Annotated in this window: 14 protein-coding genes; 5 read left to right on the forward strand and 9 right to left on the reverse strand. The window is 70.1% G+C overall.

Translation table 11 applies throughout. The annotated features are described in order from the left end of the window. Positions 1–42: 42 nt before the first annotated feature. The gene (locus tag GA0070604_RS33505; protein ID WP_091127032.1) at positions 43–1,104 is read right to left on the reverse strand and encodes a WYL domain-containing protein; all 1,062 of its coding nucleotides are present in this window, start codon (positions 1,102–1,104) and stop codon (positions 43–45) included. Between the two features lie 89 nt (positions 1,105–1,193). Between GA0070604_RS33505 and GA0070604_RS11250 the strand changes: the two genes are divergently transcribed. Then, the gene (locus tag GA0070604_RS11250) at positions 1,194–1,712 is read left to right on the forward strand and encodes a VOC family protein (RefSeq protein WP_091117898.1); all 519 of its coding nucleotides are present in this window, start codon (positions 1,194–1,196) and stop codon (positions 1,710–1,712) included. Positions 1,713–1,983: 271 nt separating this feature from the next. Here GA0070604_RS11250 and GA0070604_RS11255 read toward each other — a convergent pair whose 3' ends face one another. Then, complete coding sequence (locus GA0070604_RS11255) at positions 1,984–2,814, reverse strand: PIG-L family deacetylase (protein WP_091117899.1); 831 nt, start codon at positions 2,812–2,814, stop codon at positions 1,984–1,986. 73 nt (positions 2,815–2,887) lie between these two features. On the opposite strand from GA0070604_RS11255, the gene GA0070604_RS11260 reads away from it, so the two are divergent. Continuing rightward, positions 2,888–3,601, forward strand: coding sequence for a hypothetical protein (locus GA0070604_RS11260; protein WP_091117900.1), 714 nt, complete (start codon positions 2,888–2,890; stop codon positions 3,599–3,601). 187 nt (positions 3,602–3,788) lie between these two features. On the opposite strand, the gene GA0070604_RS11265 is transcribed toward GA0070604_RS11260, so the two are convergent. Both GA0070604_RS11265 and GA0070604_RS11270 read right to left on the reverse strand, forming a co-directional pair. Beyond that, positions 3,789–4,436 carry a response regulator transcription factor gene (locus GA0070604_RS11265; protein WP_208602257.1) on the reverse strand — a complete coding sequence of 216 codons (648 nt, stop codon included), beginning with the start codon at positions 4,434–4,436 and terminating at the stop codon, positions 3,789–3,791. Between the two features lie 8 nt (positions 4,437–4,444). Continuing rightward, complete coding sequence (locus GA0070604_RS11270) at positions 4,445–5,701, reverse strand: sensor histidine kinase (RefSeq protein ID WP_091117902.1); 1,257 nt, start codon at positions 5,699–5,701, stop codon at positions 4,445–4,447. Between the two features lie 108 nt (positions 5,702–5,809). On the opposite strand from GA0070604_RS11270, the gene GA0070604_RS11275 reads away from it, so the two are divergent. Both GA0070604_RS11275 and GA0070604_RS11280 read left to right on the forward strand, forming a co-directional pair. Then, positions 5,810–6,550 carry an ABC transporter ATP-binding protein gene (locus GA0070604_RS11275; protein WP_091117903.1) on the forward strand — a complete coding sequence of 247 codons (741 nt, stop codon included), beginning with the start codon at positions 5,810–5,812 and terminating at the stop codon, positions 6,548–6,550. Between the two features lie 203 nt (positions 6,551–6,753). Then, the gene (locus GA0070604_RS11280) at positions 6,754–8,478 is read left to right on the forward strand and encodes an FtsX-like permease family protein (protein ID WP_341845355.1); all 1,725 of its coding nucleotides are present in this window, start codon (positions 6,754–6,756) and stop codon (positions 8,476–8,478) included. 97 nt (positions 8,479–8,575) lie between these two features. On the opposite strand, the gene GA0070604_RS11285 is transcribed toward GA0070604_RS11280, so the two are convergent. The 5 genes from GA0070604_RS11285 to GA0070604_RS32965 all read right to left on the reverse strand — a co-directional run bounded on the left by GA0070604_RS11285 (position 8,576) and on the right by GA0070604_RS32965 (position 14,402). Beyond that, positions 8,576–9,877: a low temperature requirement protein A gene (locus GA0070604_RS11285; RefSeq protein WP_091117905.1), complete on the reverse strand. Its 1,302-nt coding sequence runs from the start codon at positions 9,875–9,877 to the stop codon at positions 8,576–8,578. Positions 9,878–10,132: 255 nt separating this feature from the next. Beyond that, positions 10,133–11,614 carry a glycosyltransferase family 39 protein gene (locus tag GA0070604_RS11290; RefSeq protein WP_091117906.1) on the reverse strand — a complete coding sequence of 494 codons (1,482 nt, stop codon included), beginning with the start codon at positions 11,612–11,614 and terminating at the stop codon, positions 10,133–10,135. After that, positions 11,611–13,140: an NAD(P)/FAD-dependent oxidoreductase gene (locus tag GA0070604_RS11295; protein ID WP_091117907.1), complete on the reverse strand. Its 1,530-nt coding sequence runs from the start codon at positions 13,138–13,140 to the stop codon at positions 11,611–11,613. Before GA0070604_RS11295 ends, GA0070604_RS11290 begins: the two co-directional genes overlap by 4 nt. Positions 13,141–13,293: 153 nt before the next feature. Continuing rightward, complete coding sequence (locus GA0070604_RS11300; RefSeq protein WP_208602018.1) at positions 13,294–14,211, reverse strand: glycoside hydrolase family 43 protein; 918 nt, start codon at positions 14,209–14,211, stop codon at positions 13,294–13,296. Further along, complete coding sequence (locus GA0070604_RS32965) at positions 14,205–14,402, reverse strand: hypothetical protein (protein ID WP_208602019.1); 198 nt, start codon at positions 14,400–14,402, stop codon at positions 14,205–14,207. Before GA0070604_RS32965 ends, GA0070604_RS11300 begins: the two co-directional genes overlap by 7 nt. A gap of 202 nt (positions 14,403–14,604) precedes the next feature. On the opposite strand from GA0070604_RS32965, the gene GA0070604_RS11305 reads away from it, so the two are divergent. Beyond that, the gene (locus tag GA0070604_RS11305; RefSeq protein WP_244161844.1) at positions 14,605–15,810 is read left to right on the forward strand and encodes a hypothetical protein; all 1,206 of its coding nucleotides are present in this window, start codon (positions 14,605–14,607) and stop codon (positions 15,808–15,810) included. Positions 15,811–15,818: the final 8 nt, after the last annotated feature.

Here is a 15,818-nt window from a genome sequence, read left to right on the forward strand (position 1 = left end):
CGCAGTCGTCAGCGGCTGGGCGACACAGAAGATGATCGAGGATCAGCGCCCACCGACCTGTTGAGGTCGCTCGCGCTGATCAGCACCGGCCCGAGTGCCGATGCGCTCCTTCCGCAGCCGGTCCTGCTCCGGGTCCTGTTGGCCCGCCGCTCGGCGTCCGGCCGTGGCGGCTTGGAACAGCGCGGCTGTTGACCTGAGGTGGGCGACCAGCTCCGCCGGACCGCTGATCTCGAACGGCAGCCCGATCGACGCCAGCCGGAGCGTGTGCCATTCCGGAGTGTCCGGCGGCGCGAGCCACCGGCAGGTCCCGTCGGGCTGGTCGGTCAGGGTGCCTGGCGGCGGCCCGCCGAGGCGGTCGACCACGTGTGCAGCCGGTGCGTGGATCAGCACGTCAGCCGGGAATGTCGGGGCCATCTGCAAGGTCCGGCTGGCGATGAAGGCGGCCACGTCCCCGCCGGGTACCTCAGTCGTGGCCGCCCGGGCACCGGTCGCGACGAGGTCCGTGACCCGGTCCAGCCGAAAGGTCCGCCAGTCGTCGCGGTCGAGGTCGAAAGCGAGCAGGTACCAGCGCCGCCCGGCCGGCACCAGGGCGTGCGGCTCGACGTGCCGGCCCTCGTCGCGGTACCGGAAGCGCAGCCGCTCGTGGTTGGCGATCGTCGCGGCGGCGACGACCAACGTGTCGGGGTCCACTGGCTCCGGGGCGAGAGAGAACGGGTGGGCCACCGTGGCGGAGGCCAGGGTGTCAACCCTGCGGCGCAGCCGGGCCGGCAGGACCTGGAGCAGCTTGCGCAGCGCACGCACCGCCGCATCGTCCACACCGGCCACCGCCTGCGCGGCCGCCGTGCGCAGCCCGATGGCCACGGCGACCGCCTCGTCGTCCTCCAGTAGCAGCGGCGGCATCGCGGCGCCGGCCGTCAGCCGGTACCCGCCCGACCCGCCCTGCTCGGCGTGCACCGGGTAGCCCAGCTCGCGCAGCCGGTCGATGTCGCGCCGCACGGTCCGGCCGGACACCCCGAGCCGCTGCGCCAGTTCGCTTCCCGGCCACAGCCGAGGGGTCTGTAACAGCGACAGCAGGGACAGCAGTCGGGCGCGCGCGTCGGACACGGCTGCCATTGTGCCGCTCGACTAGGACGAGAACTGACCTATACGGCCTCTACCGTGGGCGCAGTCGCTACGACCGAGGGAGATTCACCATGAGCAGCACCGCACCCGCCGGGTACACGACCGTCGCGCCGTGGATCGTCACGCCCGACACCGGGCAGTTGCTGGATTTCATCACCGCGGTGTTCGACGGGGTCGAGCTGGGCCGGGTACGGCTGGAGGACGGGACCATCGGCCACGCCGAGATCCGCGTCGGCGACACCGTCCTACTCGCGTTCGACCAGCGGCCGGACTGGCCGGCCATGCCCTCGCTTCTGCGGGTGTTCGTCGCCGACGCCGACGCAACGACCGAACGGGCGGTCGCCGCCGGAGCCCGAGTGGTCACCGCAACGGCCACTCATGCCTTCGGCCAGCGGGGCGGCCGGGTACGCGACCCGTTCGGCAACATCTGGTGGATCAGCAGTGTGGTCGAGGACGTCGCACCCGAGGTAGGAATGCGGCGGCTCGCCGAACCGCCGTACGCCGAAGCGATGCGCGACGCCCAGGAGACCCTGGACCGGGAACTGAGCGGCCGCACCGACAGCGTCGTCAGCCGCCCACTGATCGGCTGAGCTGGGGCAGGGCCACATCGAACCCGTCACGCGGCCTTGCCGGGGAAACCGCCCCCGCAGCAAAGGACTTCGCGACCCAATCCGCCGCCCGTCGCTACCCGCATCAAAAACGCACTCCTCTCGGCACGAGCGTGCGCCTCTTGCCCTCTCTCCACCTTGGACACCGGAAGACCCGAGGACGTCGACCCGGACGGCTACCCGCTCGGGTTCACCGGCCGCCGTCCTGCCGAAGGTGCGATCAACGGCTCAGTGAGCTGCTCACGGGGCTCGGTCAGCGTAGTCCGGCGAACAGGTCGTCCTCGGGCGTCGGCGCGTCGGTGATGTCGCGGACCCGGACGAAGGTCTCCACGCCCATCAGCTCGGTGAACCGTTCCTGGCCAAGCTGTAGGAAGAAGATGTTCTCGGCCTGGCTGGCGTGCGCCGCCAACGACTCGAACTTCTGCGCGCCGTAGCCGCTCGTGTCCACCCAGGTGGTGATCTCGTCGTCGGGCAGGCCGAGCTGCGGCATCGCCTCCGACGGCCCCTCCGGCTCGGGAAACTCGACGCCAATCTCCTTCATGACGCGGCCGAACTCCTGAAAGGCGCTACGCGGCACGGTGGTCCAGTACACCTTCGAGGGAATGTTCGTTTGCTCGATGGCGGCCATGGTGATGCGGTGCGCCTGGATGTGGTCCGGATGGCCGTAGAAGCCGTTCTCGTCATAGGTGACAACGACGTCGGGCCGATAGCGGCGGATCAACTCGGCCAGCCGGTCGGCCGCCTCCGCCACCGGCGTGTTCCAGAACGCGCCGGGCGCGTCGTTGGCCGCCCAACCCATCATCCCGGAGTCCGCATAGTCGAGCGTCTCCAGGTGCGTGACCTTCAACGCCTCGCAACTGGCCGCCAACTCGGCCCGGCGCATCGCTACCACGGCCTCCGGGTCGTGCCCCGGGTCGCCCGGCTTGACCCCGCCGGGCCCGTCGCCGCACCGCCCGTCCGTGCAGGTCACGAGCACAGTCGTGACCCCCTCCGCCGCGTACCGGGCGAGGATGCCGCCCGTGCTGGTCGCCTCGTCGTCAGGGTGCGCGTGCACCGCCATCAAGGTCAGAGATCGCTCGGCCACCCCACCACAATACGAGGGATGCCCGACGCACTAGCATTGCCGCGGTCCGCGACGGCTGCTGAAACGAGGCGAGATGCGTTGGCTCCGGCAGTTGCTGGGTAGCAGGCGGGTCCAGCTCGATCCGGGACGACAGCAGGCGCTGCTGCGGGACGTCCGGCAGCGATACGGCGCCCGCTCACAGGTCCGGTTTCCGGAACAGGTCGAGGCGATCACCCAGCTGCTGAACGACGACGACGGCCTGGTGGTGGCGGCCCGGATCGTCAGCGAGGCCGCCGACGAGGCCCACGCGGACCTACAGGCCCAGGCTCACGACGTACACCGACGGACAGGCCGGCGGCTCCTGGTGCACCGCCGAAACTACCGGCCGCTGTGGAAGGAGGCCGGAGCGGCGCTGCGGTGGCCGCTGTTCGCGCTGCCGAGCGGCCTCCACCCGTACGCGCAGGTGTCCGCCGCCGTCGTGGTGGTCGGTAGCCGGGCGCCCCGGCTCGGCCGGGTGTCCGACCCGAACCCGCTCCTGACCCGCGTGTTCGAGGTGCTCGACCTCACCACCGCCAGCTGGGAGTACGGCCGGGTGCGGGTAGACACCGATGCCGCAGCCCTGGCCGATCGACTGATCTCGACTGCCGGGCAGGTCCTCGCGGCCATCGACGACCCGCCCCGGCTACCGCCTCCGGTCCGCGAGCTGATGCGCCGCAACAACACCCTCGACGTCCACGATCCGGCCGGCCCGCAGGTGGTCGGCGGAATCAATCTGGGCGCGAGAATGCGCGAGACCTTCCTGGTCTGAGACACCACACCGGACCCGAACAAGGTCCACGGGTAGGGCAGTTCGTCACGTCCCCGGCCGTCGCCCCTGCGATCCGTGCCGCCATGCGACAGCGGGGGGTGGAAGTCCGGTCACCGCCCTCACGTCGACGTCATCGACGGCCTTCTCCTGGTTACCGCCGGACGCACATCGCCGGTCCCCACCGACGTCACGACGCGCCTCGCAGGTAGGCGAGCACAGCCGAGACACGGCGGTCGGAGTCGGGGTCGAGTTCGAGCTTGGCGAAGATGTTGCCGACGTGCTTGCGGACCGCCGCCTCGCTGACCACGAGGTGCTCGGCGATGGTGGGGTTGGTGTAACCCTCAGCCATCAGTGCGAGGACCTCACGCTCGCGTTGGGTGAGCGCCGCCAGCGGACCGTGGTTGCGGCGTCGGGCGAGGAGGTGGCGAACGACGTCGGGGTCGACGACCGTGCCGCCTGCGGTCACCCGATCGAGATTGTCGAGAAAGTCGTGGACGTGGCTGACCCGGTCCTTGAGGAGATAGCCGATCCCGCCGCCCGTGGTGGACTCGAGCAGATCGGCGACGTACGCGTCGGCGATGTACGCGGACAGGAGGACGATCGCGATGTCGGGGTGCTGGGCGCGGATGGCGACGGCGGCGCGGAGTCCTTCGTCGGTGTGGGTCGGTGGCATGCGGATGTCGGTGAGGACGAGGTCGGGCCGTTGGTTGGCGGTGTAGACGAGCAGCGCGTGGGCGTCCGCGACCGCGGCGATGACCCGGTGGCCGGCCTTCTCCAGAATTCCGGCGAGTCCCTCCCGCAGGAGTGCCGCATCCTCGGCGATCACAATTCTCAGTGACCGTCTCAGTTCACGCTGATAGGGCATGTCATTCTCACGTTGGTCGGGCCTCCGGGCGGGCTGGTGATGTCGAGGGTGCCGTCGATGGCGTCGATGCGGGCGGCGAGCCCGGCGAGCCCGGACCCTCGGGCGGGGTCGGCGCCGCCGTGACCGTCGTCGACCACGGCCATGGTCAGGGTGTTCCCGGCAACCCAGGCGTGCACCTGGGCGCCACGGGCGCCGGAGTGGCGGGCGACGTTGGTCAAGGCCTCGCTGACGAGGAAGTACGCCGCGGTCTCTACTCGTGCGGGGAGTCGCCCCGCCAGGTGGAGTTCGGTGTCGACCGGGACCGGGGAGCGGTCGGCCAGTTCGTGAATCGCGGCGGCAAGTCCGTGGTCGGTGAGCACCCTGGGATGGATGCCGCGTACGGTGGCCCGCAGGTCCTCCAAGGCCTCCTCGGCGAGGGTGTGGGCTCTGGTGACCAGGTCGAATGCGGGGCCTTTGTTCAGTTCGAGTTCGGCCTGCCCGAGTGTCATGGTGAGAGCGACGAGGCGTTGCTGCGCGCCGTCGTGCAGGTCGCGTTCGATGCGGCGGCGCTCCGCCTCGAAGGCGTCGACGACTCCGGCGCGGGAGCGGCGTAGTTCGGTGACCGCAGCGACCAACCGCGCCTCAGGTGGATCAAGCAGGAGCCGGGCGAGCGCGGCCTGGGCGCTGGCAAGTACGGTCACCAGATACGCGGCGACGGCGAGGGCCAGGACCCCGACCGCCAGGGCGGCCCCGGCCTCGGCAGCATGATCGATCCGCCAACCGAACAGCTCCACCGCGTCGTACCGGACCAGGACAGGCGCGAGGATCAGCACGATCGGGGTTGTGATCGCCAGCGTCAGCACGACGGCGTCAACCAGCCACCCGACGGTCGCGAGGAGGACGGCGTAGCCGATCTCGGGCCACGAGACCGGCAGGGTGCGCCAGGTGCGCAGCCGTTCCCGCAGCCTCGGGCGCTCGCCACCGGACGGCTGCGGAAGCACGAGCCGGAGCCGGGCTCGTTCGATCTCGGCGATGACGGTTGTCACCAGGGGCAGACTGGCCAGCAAGAGGAGTCCGGCCACGATCACGGCGGTCAGAGCCCCGAGAGCGATCACCGCCGTGAGCACCAGAAGTACGCCGATCCCGAGCGGCACCGTCGAGGCGAGGTAGGCGAGTGACCTCCACGGCCAGGCCGAGGTCAGGAAACGCCACGGCCGACCGCGTACGGCGGACCAGGCGTCGGCGTGGCGCTTCACGTCGCCAAGCGTAGGAGGTGTGAGTGCCGTTGACGGTAGCGCCAGCGCTACCCGTGATGTCGCGCCTGAGCCAGTGCGCGGAACCCGCGGGCTAGCTGGACTGGACGCATGACGACGCAGACACTGACGGCACCCGCTGTCGCCCTTGAAGGCGTGACCCGCACGTACCGTTCTCGTGCGGGCGGCGTTCACGCGGTGCGTGGCATCACCCACGCCTTCGCCGGCGGTAGCTTCACCGCGATCATGGGCCCCTCAGGCTCCGGGAAATCCACCCTGCTCCAGCTCGCCGCTGGGCTCGACAGGCCCAACCACGGACGGGTGACCATCGGCGGCACCGTTCTGGACAGCCTCAGCGAGACCGCCTTGACCAAATTCCGGCGGACCTCGATGGCGTTCATCTTCCAGTCCTACAACCTGCTCGATGCCCTGACGGCCTTTGACAACGTCGCCCTGCCAGCCAGGCTCGCGCGACTGCCGGTCGACGGGGCAGCGGTGACCGACGCGCTGGACCGGGTCGGGCTGCGGGATCTGGCGAGGCGCCGGCCACCCGAACTCTCCGGCGGCCAGCAGCAGCGGGTCGCGATCGCCCGCGCTCTCTACGGCAAGCCCAACGTGATCTTCGCCGACGAACCCACCGGCGCACTCGATCGCAACACCGGCCGCGCGGTCCTCGCGCTGCTCCGCACCCTGGCCGACGGCGGACAGACCATCGTGATGGTGACCCACGACCCGCTCGCCGCCTCCTACGCCGACGAGACCCTCTTCCTCGCCGACGGCCAGATCGTCGGCCGACTCCAGGGCGCCGACGCCGCCGCCATCGCCAGGCGCATGAACGACCTGGAGCAGTGATGAACCGGCTCTCCCGTCAGACCGTCCGCACCTCGTGGGCGGCCTATCTCGGCGCCTTCGTCGCCCTCGCAGGCGGCGTCATCCTGATCGCCACCACGGTCAACCTGATCGGCTCGGTCGACGCCACCCTCACCGGCCTCGGCAGCGCGGCGACCCGGGAGCAGCGCCAGCAACTCGACGATCTCACCTCGATGTTCGGCATCATGTCGGCGATCTCCCTGTTCATGGCGATCTTCGTCGTTGGCAGCACCTTCGGATTCGTCGTCGCGACCCGCCGCCGCGAACTAGGACTGCTGAGACTCATCGGCGCGACCGGGCGTCAGGTGCGCCGCCTCGTCCTCGGCGAGTCGGTCGTCGTCGCTGTCGCTGCGATCATCGTCGGATGCTTCGTCGCAACACCGCTGGCGACGCCCGTTCTCGACCTGATCCGCCGCATCGGCCTCACCGACCTCCATCTGGTCGCCCCACCGGCGTGGCTGTCCTGGGCGATCGCCGCTCCCACCGGCATAGTCGTAGCGATGCTGGGAGCATGGCGCTCCTCCCGCCGGGCCGCCAAGGTCCCACCGTCCGCGGCACTGCGCGAGGCAACCATCGAACGCAGCCGCCCCAGCATTCTGCAACTGGTCGTCGGCACTCTCTGTCTCGCCACCGTGGTCACCGTAACCGTCCTGACCCAGCACGCGGAGCCGCTCTTCGCGCTGGTGAGCTCCGTCCTGCTGCCCGAGGTCATCGTCATCGGACTCATGTGCTTCGGGACCCTCCTCGTCCCACGACTCGCAGCGCTCCTCGCGCGCCCCTTCGTCAACCGCGACGTCGCCGCCCGGCTGGCCCGGGACGAACTCCGCGCCGCCGTACGCACCACCACCTCGATCGCCGCGCCCGTCATCGCGATCTCGGCCATAGCCGGCTCGTTGTTGGTCGCGCTGAGCTTCACCGCCGACTGGACATCAGCCCAGGACCGCGCCCAACTCGCCGCGCCCCTGGTCGTTCGCCCCGGCGCGGGGCACGAGGCTGAGACCGCGGCCAAGTTGGCAGAAGATCCTTCCGTGAAGCTGGTCGACGCCCGCCGCCGACTCACCGTGCCGTTCGGCGATGACGGCAACGAACGCCTGGAGGTCGACGCCGTCGACCCCACCACTGCGGCCGTGGCTCGCGGCCTGCACGCCACGAAGGGCAATCTCGGCGACCTTCACGGGGCCACCGTCGCAATCTCCGCCACCCAGGCGATCGACAGCGGCACCGGCCTCGGCGGCCACCTCAAGGCCAGGGTCAACGGCCGGCCGGTCGACCTGACGATCGTCGCGGTGGTACCCGCCGCTCCCGACCTCTACGGCGAGATCCTCCTCCCCGCCGACCTCGTCGCCGAGGACCTCGACAACACACCAGTCGGCGAACTGTTCGTCGTCCTCGACGGAGGCGCCGAAACCGGTGCGGCAAGGGCAGCTCTCGGCCAGGCCCTGACCGGCACCGACAGCCGGGTACTGACGGCTGAGGAATGGATCACCGACGTCACTGACCAGGTCCGGCGCAGTAACAACTTCGGCCTCACCATCCTGCTCGGCCCAGCCGGGGTCTATGCCGCCATCGCCGTCGTCAACGCCACCCTCATCGGCGCCACCCAACGACGCAGGCAACACCGAGCACTCGGCCTGCTCGGCGCGACGCGCGACCAGCTGCGTCGTACCGCGCTCTGGCAAGCCGCACTCATCACCGGCGCCGGTCTGGTCCTCGGCGGACTCACCACCGCATTCCTCGGCTGGCTCGTCCGACGGGCAGTCGCCGCCGACCTCGCCGGCACCGGAGTGCATGTCTCGATGACCGTTCCGTGGCTCCCACTGCTCACGATCGTCTCGGCCTGCGTCGGCCTCGCCGGGGCAGCGGCCATAGCAGGTGCGGCAGGTCGCCGGAGCCGGGTCACGACCGCATGACCAGTACGAGCGGGCGGCGGCCCCAGCGTCCGACGTTCCGGGGTTCATGGAGGTCTCGCACAACCTGTAGCGCTGCCGCGCCCAGGTGGTGGCGCGACTATGAAAAGCCCTTCTCGTCCAGGCCGGCCTCTCGGTTTTCGGGGGAGTCATGCTCTGCTTCCGCGGAGAGGGCCTGTCGTAGCTGGCGCCGTAGCGGCCGGCTGATCACGACCTCCACCACGGCGGTGACCAGGCAGGTCACGGCCAGCCACCCCAACGCTTGCAGGGCGGAGATTCGGGCGGTGACCGGCAGCAGCGCGAGTAGCGTGACCGCGGCGGCGAGCCGGGGCCAGACCAGGGCCCGGGCTCTCCGGCTCAGCCGCCACTGGAATGCCGCGTGGGCCACCAGGAACAGCGCGACCCCACCGTAGAGGGCGTAACGGCCGAGTTCGTCGAGTGGGTCACCACGTTGGTAGGCGTGGACGTTTCCGACCAGTGGCGGCGTGTGCTTGAGCCCGACGGAGAGCAGCATGACGCCGGCGATCATCGGTAGGTGCAGGTAGGTGTAGCCGTCCCGGGCGAGGGCCACCCGCCTGGCCGGTTCAGCCTCCCGTAACGCGTGTTCTCCGGTCAGCGTGGAGAGGTCGAAGTAGATCCACTCCAGTGCGCCGGCGACGAGGACCGCGAACGCCGAGGCGATGAGCAGGCCTGGTGTGTTGGGCAGGTCGGTGCCGGCGATACCGATGGCCACCAGGACCTCGCCGAGCACCACGATGATGATCAGATTGTGCCGCTCCGTCCAGTGCCGGGCGGAATGGATGGCTCGTGCTGGAAACGGTAGCGCCATGCCGAAGCCGTAGTCCACGGCCACGGCGGCCCCCCAGAGCACCACCTGGCCGACCCTGACCCGCTCGGAAGGCAGGCCGGACGAGGGCAGCAGCACCGCAGCAGCCAGCAACAGACCGGTGGCGACGCTCAACGGCAGGGTGAGCGCGAAAACGTCGCGCACGCGCAGTCCCGGCGAGGCGTACAGCCGCAAAGCCAGGTAGAACGTGCGTACCAGGACGAAGAGGATGACGAAGGCAAGCCCGCTATCGACGCCCCCCGGCAGGTCGTCGAACACCTCTCGAATGGTGACGGCCAGCAGGAACAGGACCGGCGTAGAGCCGAGGATCACCAGCCGCGACAGACCGTAGTTGGCCCTCACTCGGTTGCCCAGCCAGGCGAACAGCGACCACGACCACCACAGCAAGGTGAGCACCAGCAGCCCGTGCACCACACCGAGCGTGCTGTGTTCCGCGGTCATCAACGTGGTGACCTGGATGAACGCGAAGACGAACACCACGTCGAAGAACAGTTCGGCGGTGGTGACGTTGGTCTTCTCGGTGACCGGGCGTAAGCCCCTGCGTAGCCGCTCCACGAGCGCCCCCGGCGGTCATGCGCGGCCAGGACGCGCGAACGAGTCCGAGGACCGACAGGACGGCTTCTCCTCATCACCGCCACGAACGGATGCCGGGTGGCTCTCGGGGCGGCGCCTAGGGCAAATCGTACGCCGACTGGCGGCGGCCCGATGTGGGCCTGACAAAGTCGCCGCACCGATGAAAGTCGGCCTCCGTCTTTCGCTATGGCGGTGGCCAGCCGCCAACCGGCCCTGGCCTGTCGGCCGAGGTGCTGTCTATGGCGGCGCCCAGCGCCACACCGTCTCCGAACCGCCGCGGCTCGGCATCTGTTGCTGCTGCGGCGGCCCGAGTGCCTTGGTCAACGCGGTACCGAGTTGCTGGCAGCGCTCCCCGAAGGGGCGAAAGCCGTAGCGGGGAATCAGCCAGACGGCTCCGCCGCCGCGTCCGGCTGCCACCTGCCGGGCGAGCCCGGCCGGGTCCTCAGCCTCGATCCGCTGTCGGTAGTCGGTCCAGTCCAGTCGGCCTGGCCACTTCTGCTCGGGAAAGCTGAGCAGTCGCGGCCGATGACGCAGCCGCCGGATGATGTCGGGCCCGAGCTGGTCCGGGCAGAAGACCACCGTGTCGGCGTCGGTGACCTGCCGGTTGAGAAGATCAGCGAGGACAGCGGCGTCGGTGCGGGGGCGAGCCACCAGCACGGCGTCCACCGCCAGCCAGGAGACCGTCAGACCGGCGACCACCAGGGTCATCCAGCGTCTCGGCAGCAGCGTCGCACCGACACCGAGCACCAGCACCGCCAGGGGTAACACGACTGCGGCGTACCGGGTGACCACCGCCGATCCGGTGAGCCAGGATACGGCGAAGGCGAGAAGCAGGGTGGCGGCGCCGGTCGCGCCGATCAGGCGGGCGCGGCGGCCGTCCGCGATCGCTCCCCAGGTCATGAGCGGCCAGGTGACCAGCACCAGCGCGGCGGCGGGTGGCACGTTGGCGGCCGACCACTCGGTCACCACGGACAGCAGGACCTGAATTCCGCTGCGTCCTGTCCAGGGCGTACCGGTGTGTTGGTTCTGGTACAGGAACGTCGGGAGCCAGGGAAGGAACAGTACGGCCCCGGCGGCCAGCCCGCCGATGCTCCACCAGGCTGCGCGGGAGCGCTCGCGCAGCAGTGACACCAGCAGGCCGACCCCGACCACGGCGTACAGGAAGAGCGCCCAGTAGTGGGTGAGCAGCAGCAGGCCGGCGATGACGGCCAGGCCGAGCGCCCGCGTGGGACCGGGGCGCCGACGGACCCCTTCCAGAGCGAGGACGCCGAGCAGCACGAGCAGGACCACCAGGGTGTACGGGCGGGCCTCGGTCGCATATCGCACCAGCCACGGGTTGCCGGCCGCGAGAACCAGCGTGACCAGACCCGCGTTCGAGCGTCGGGCCGTGACGTACCAGAGCGGCAGGGCGGCGGTGGCGAACAACCCGGAGAGGCTGCGCACCGCCCAGTCTCCGGTGCCCACCAGCCCCATCCAGCCGTGCAATAGCAGGTAGTAAAGGGGTGGGGCGCCGTCGCCGCGCAGCGCGGCGAACATCTCGGGTAGTGGCAGTCGGGCGATCGCCACGCTCTGCGCCTCGTCCAACCACAGCGGCGAGGTGGCACAGAAGCGCAGCACAACACCGGCGGCGAGGACCAGCGCGACGAGCGCGGCCAGGGCTTTCCCGCCCGAGTAGCCCCGCCATCCGGCCGTTGGCGTACGCCGGCCCGCCGCGGTCATCGCCGGCCCTGATCCGCCCCCGCTCGGGTCGGGGCCGCCCGGCCACCGCCGCCGCCGGCCTCCGACTTGCCCTCGTGGTAGTCGTCTTCCACGTTGACGGACCAGAGGTCGTGCGCCGCACCGCCGATGTTCTCCACCGCCCGCATCGCGGTCAGCATCGAGTGATCCTGGTTGTTGTACTTGTGCATCCCGTTGCGTCCCACCGGGAAGAGGTTCGGCGCCACCTGCGCCAACCACTCCCGTAACACGTCGACGTGTTCGGCGTACCCGGCGTCGTAGACCGGGTACGCCTTCGGGACCCGCACCACGTAACCCGCCTCCACCTCACCGTTGACCAGGCCCAGCTCGGTCAGCTCCGTGGTGGCCAGGGCGATCAGTTCGTCGTCCGGCATGTTCCAGAGGTCGTCGCCCTCGTTCACGAAGTACTCCAGGCCCAGGCAGGTGTAACCGTCCTTGACCAGGTGCGGCGACCAGGAGCCGAAGTTCTGTACCCGACCGACCCGCACGCCAGGGGTGTGCACGTAGATCCAGTTGTCGGGAAAGACGTCGCGAACCGGCAGCACCAGGGCGACGGTCAGAAAGTCCCGGTACGTCAACCCGTGGGCGGCCCGGGCGACGTCCGGCGGCGGGTCCATCGCCAGCACCAGTTGGGTCAACGGCATCGAGGAGATCAACCAGTCGCAGTCGATCCGCTCGGTCCGCCCGTCCCCGGAGACCGTCACCCCGGTGACCCGGCCGCCGTCGCGGTGCACCCGGACCACCGACCGATGCAGCCGCACCTCACCCCCGCCGGCCTCCACCAGATCCCGGGCCCGCTGCCACATCATTCCCGGGCCCAGTCGCGGGTACTTGAACTCGTTGATCAGCGTGGTGATCTGCTCCTGGTCGCGCTGGGGCCTGCTGCGGCGGAGTGCCTCGCGGACCGCGTTGCCCAGCGACAGGTTCTTGATCCGTTGCGCGGCCCAGTCCGCCTGAATCTGGGTACCGGGAACTCCCCAGACCTTCTCCGTGTATGTCTTGAAGAAGATGCCGTAGAGCCGGCGACCGAAGCGCGCCGTCACCCAGCCCTCGAAGTGGCTCTGATCCTCGGGCGGCCGAACCCGCGCCCAGACGTACGAGCCGACGCAGCGGGCGGCTTCCACCGGGCCGAGGTTGCGCAGCGCGTTCGTCGGCTTGAGCGGGTAGTCGTACAGCCGGCCCTGGTAGAGGATGCGGCTCATCCGGGGGCGATTCAGAAAGTCCTCCGCCGGCAGGATCTCGTGCCACAGGTCGCGGACCTCGTCGATCTTGGTGAAGAACCGGTGTCCGCCCAGGTCGAACCGCCAACCGTCGCGTTCCACCGTGCGACTGATCCCGCCGACCTCGCCGTCGGCCTCTAGCACCAGCGGCCGCTGCCCGGCTCGGAGCAACATCAGCGCGGCGGTTAGCCCGGCCGGTCCGGCGCCGATCACGACAGTCCGCCCCGCGTCGCCCCCGTCTGATCCACTCGGCCGCGTTGTGGGGGTGAGGCCCGAGCCGTGCGTCATCCCACTGCCTCCCAGGCTTTCGGTCACCGACGGCGGTGCCTTCCCCGATTGGGGCGCACCGAACCGCAGTGATCGGCCGGGTTGGCCGGGGCGCGTCGGACACACCCTGTCCGGCAAGCCCGGCAACGGGATGAAGCGGACAGGGCGTTTCGGTCACCTGGTGGGGCGGTGTCCTCCGACGCGGCGCCGCCCGGTGGCCCTGGGGGCCGGTGCCGGGCCTGGCAGCGCGGCGTTCGTTCCCGCCGCTGGGGCGGCTGTATCCGCGTCAACCAGTGGTAGCGGACGCGGCTGAGGGCTGCCGGTCGGACCGTGGACGTGGGGCCGGCCCCCCTCCCAGGTGACCTCGTCGAGCCAGAGCTGCCGGCCGGGCGGGCTCGTCCCGACGGCGCCCGGTTGCCAAGCGTGATACAGCAGCCAGGTGCGTCCGTCGTACTCGACCATGGCGGCGTGCCCGGGGCCGGACGCCGCGGAATCGCTGCGCAGGATCGGATTCTCCGGCGCCTTCTCGCAGGGGCCGGCGGGCGTGTCGCACGTCGCGTACCCCTCGGCGTACGCCTTGGAGGCGTAGCCGTTGCCCGAGTAGAAGAGGAAGAGGCGGCCGTCGTGGCGCCACAGGAAGGGGGCCTCGACCACCGTCCCCTCCCACGGGCCGGTCTGCTTCAACAGCCGCGTCGGCTCGCCGACCAGTTGCAGCCCGTCGGCGGAGAGGCGTTGCGACCACAGCCAGGTGTCCGCGCCGATCGCGTTGCCGTCGTTCTTCCAGACCAGCCAGAGGCTGCCGTCGCTGTCCCGGAACGGGCTGGGGTCGATCGCGCCGCCCTGATCCGGGGAGCAGACCAGGGGAGTGGTGGAGTCATCCCGGTACGGCCCGGCGGGTGAGTCGGCGACCGCCCGTCCGACGCACTGCTTCCCTGACGCGTGGTCGGCGGCGCTGTAGAAGAGCAGGTAGCCCCCCGATGCGCTGTCGATGATCTCCGGCGCCCAGGTCTGACCGGGGTCGGCCCAGCTCGGCAGGGCGGGCAGCGCGTCTCCGGCCGGCTTCCACGTCACCAGATCCGGCGAGGTCAGCACCGGCACGTTCTGCCCCCGCTGTTGGTGTGCACCAGGTACCAGGTCGAGCCGACCCGGATGGCCTGCGGATCCGGGCTGTCCCCGGTGTAGACGGGGTTGACGAAGCTCAGCGCACCGACGGATGCCACCGTGGGGGAATACCGCCGCACCGCGAAGCCGACCGTCGCCGCGATGGCGACGACGAGCGTCACGATGACCGCGGCACGGCGGTATCGGCTGTGGTGAGCCGTAACGTCGACCAAGAGAGGTTTGTCCAATCCGGGGTTGAAGGGCGGCAGACCCTAGGGACAACCCGGCCCGAGGAACAGCTCTTCCCATGGGTATCAAAGGCGACCAGAGGGGGATGTGCCCGTCCTGGCCGGGGTGCCCGGTCCAGCGCGATTGGGAGACGCTGTGGGGAACAGATGGCAGGCCGGCTGGGCCGGGCGTCGAGGCATGCTCGGAGCCGACCGGGTACCTGCTTCCTGGCGCTTCGCTGTCACCACGTTCATCGGTGCAAAGGCCGTGCTGACGCTGGTCGGAATGCTCGCGCTGATTGCCTTCGACCGGATGTCCTGGGCGCCGCCTGCCGACGAGTGGACGATGCGCGACCAGCAGCAAACGGTCTCCCCGCACCGTTGGCTGTCGTTCTGGTTCGCCTGGGATTCGTTCCTCTACGACCATCTTTCCGGGCTGCCGCTGGACCGGCCGTGGCGGGAGTTCGGCTTCCCGCTGCTCTACCCGTTCCTGGGTCGGGCGCTGGCGCCGCTGCTGGGCGGGCACACCGCGATGGCGCTGCTGGTGGTAGCCAACTTCGCATTCCTGCTGATGCTCTACTACGCGCACCGGCTCGGGGAGGGGCTGCTCGGCGACGACGTCGCTGCCCGCCGATTCGTCCGGTATCTCGTGTTGCTGCCGGCCGCGTTCCTGTTCCAGGCGGCGCTGACCGAGTCGCTGTTCCTGTGCCTGGCGCTCGCCGCCTTCCACTATGCCGAGCGGCGGCGGTGGGTGCTCGTCGGCGTGGTGGGGTTCTTCCTGGCGCTGAGCCGCTCGGTCGGGTTTCTCGTCGTGGTGCCGCTCGCCTCGATGCTGCTGTCGCAGCACGACCTCCGGTTCGGTCGGCGCGTGCTGTGGGGGTGCGTGCGCGCGGGTTGGCCGCTGCTGCTGCTGCCGTCGGGATGGCTCACCTTCATGGCGTTCTGCCGATGGCAGGGGGGTGACTGGTTCGCCTACCAGCACGCCCAGAAGCAGGGCTGGGGTGTCAGTGTGCAGAATCCGCTGGGCGTGCTGTGGCACGGCCTGGCCGGGGGGTCGCTCGCTGATGCCCTGCGGGCCGGGGCTGCCGGGCTGGCGTTGGTCGTTCTGGTCGCGGGCGTCCGCCAGATCGGCCTGCCCTACGTCGTGTACGGCGTGATGATGGTGTTGGTGCCGCTGTCGATGGGGCCACCGGTATACAAAAGTCTGCTGCGCTACCTGCTCGCCGCTTTCCCGGTGGCGCTCGTGCTGGCCGGCTGGGCCCGGCCCGCGGCACTTGACCGGTGGCTGACGGCCGGCCTGGCCCTCCTGCAGGGCGTGCTCTTCGTGATCTGGCTCGCCTACTGGAACCACTTCATCATCTGACCCGGTAG

This window comes from Micromonospora eburnea (assembly GCF_900090225.1).
GTDB classification, from domain to species: domain Bacteria; phylum Actinomycetota; class Actinomycetes; order Mycobacteriales; family Micromonosporaceae; genus Micromonospora; species Micromonospora eburnea.

Coding starts and splice junctions, on each gene's coding strand:
- GA0070604_RS11250 (WP_091117898.1), top strand. CDS start 1,194: ATGAGCAGCACCGCACCCGCCGGGTACACGACCGTCGCGCCGTGGATC.
- GA0070604_RS11260 (WP_091117900.1), top strand. CDS start 2,888: ATGCGTTGGCTCCGGCAGTTGCTGGGTAGCAGGCGGGTCCAGCTCGAT.
- GA0070604_RS11275 (WP_091117903.1), top strand. CDS start 5,810: ATGACGACGCAGACACTGACGGCACCCGCTGTCGCCCTTGAAGGCGTG.
- GA0070604_RS11280 (WP_341845355.1), top strand. CDS start 6,754: ATGTCGGCGATCTCCCTGTTCATGGCGATCTTCGTCGTTGGCAGCACC.
- GA0070604_RS11290 (WP_091117906.1), bottom strand. CDS start 11,614: ATGACCGCGGCGGGCCGGCGTACGCCAACGGCCGGATGGCGGGGCTAC.
- GA0070604_RS11295 (WP_091117907.1), bottom strand. CDS start 13,140: ATGACGCACGGCTCGGGCCTCACCCCCACAACGCGGCCGAGTGGATCA.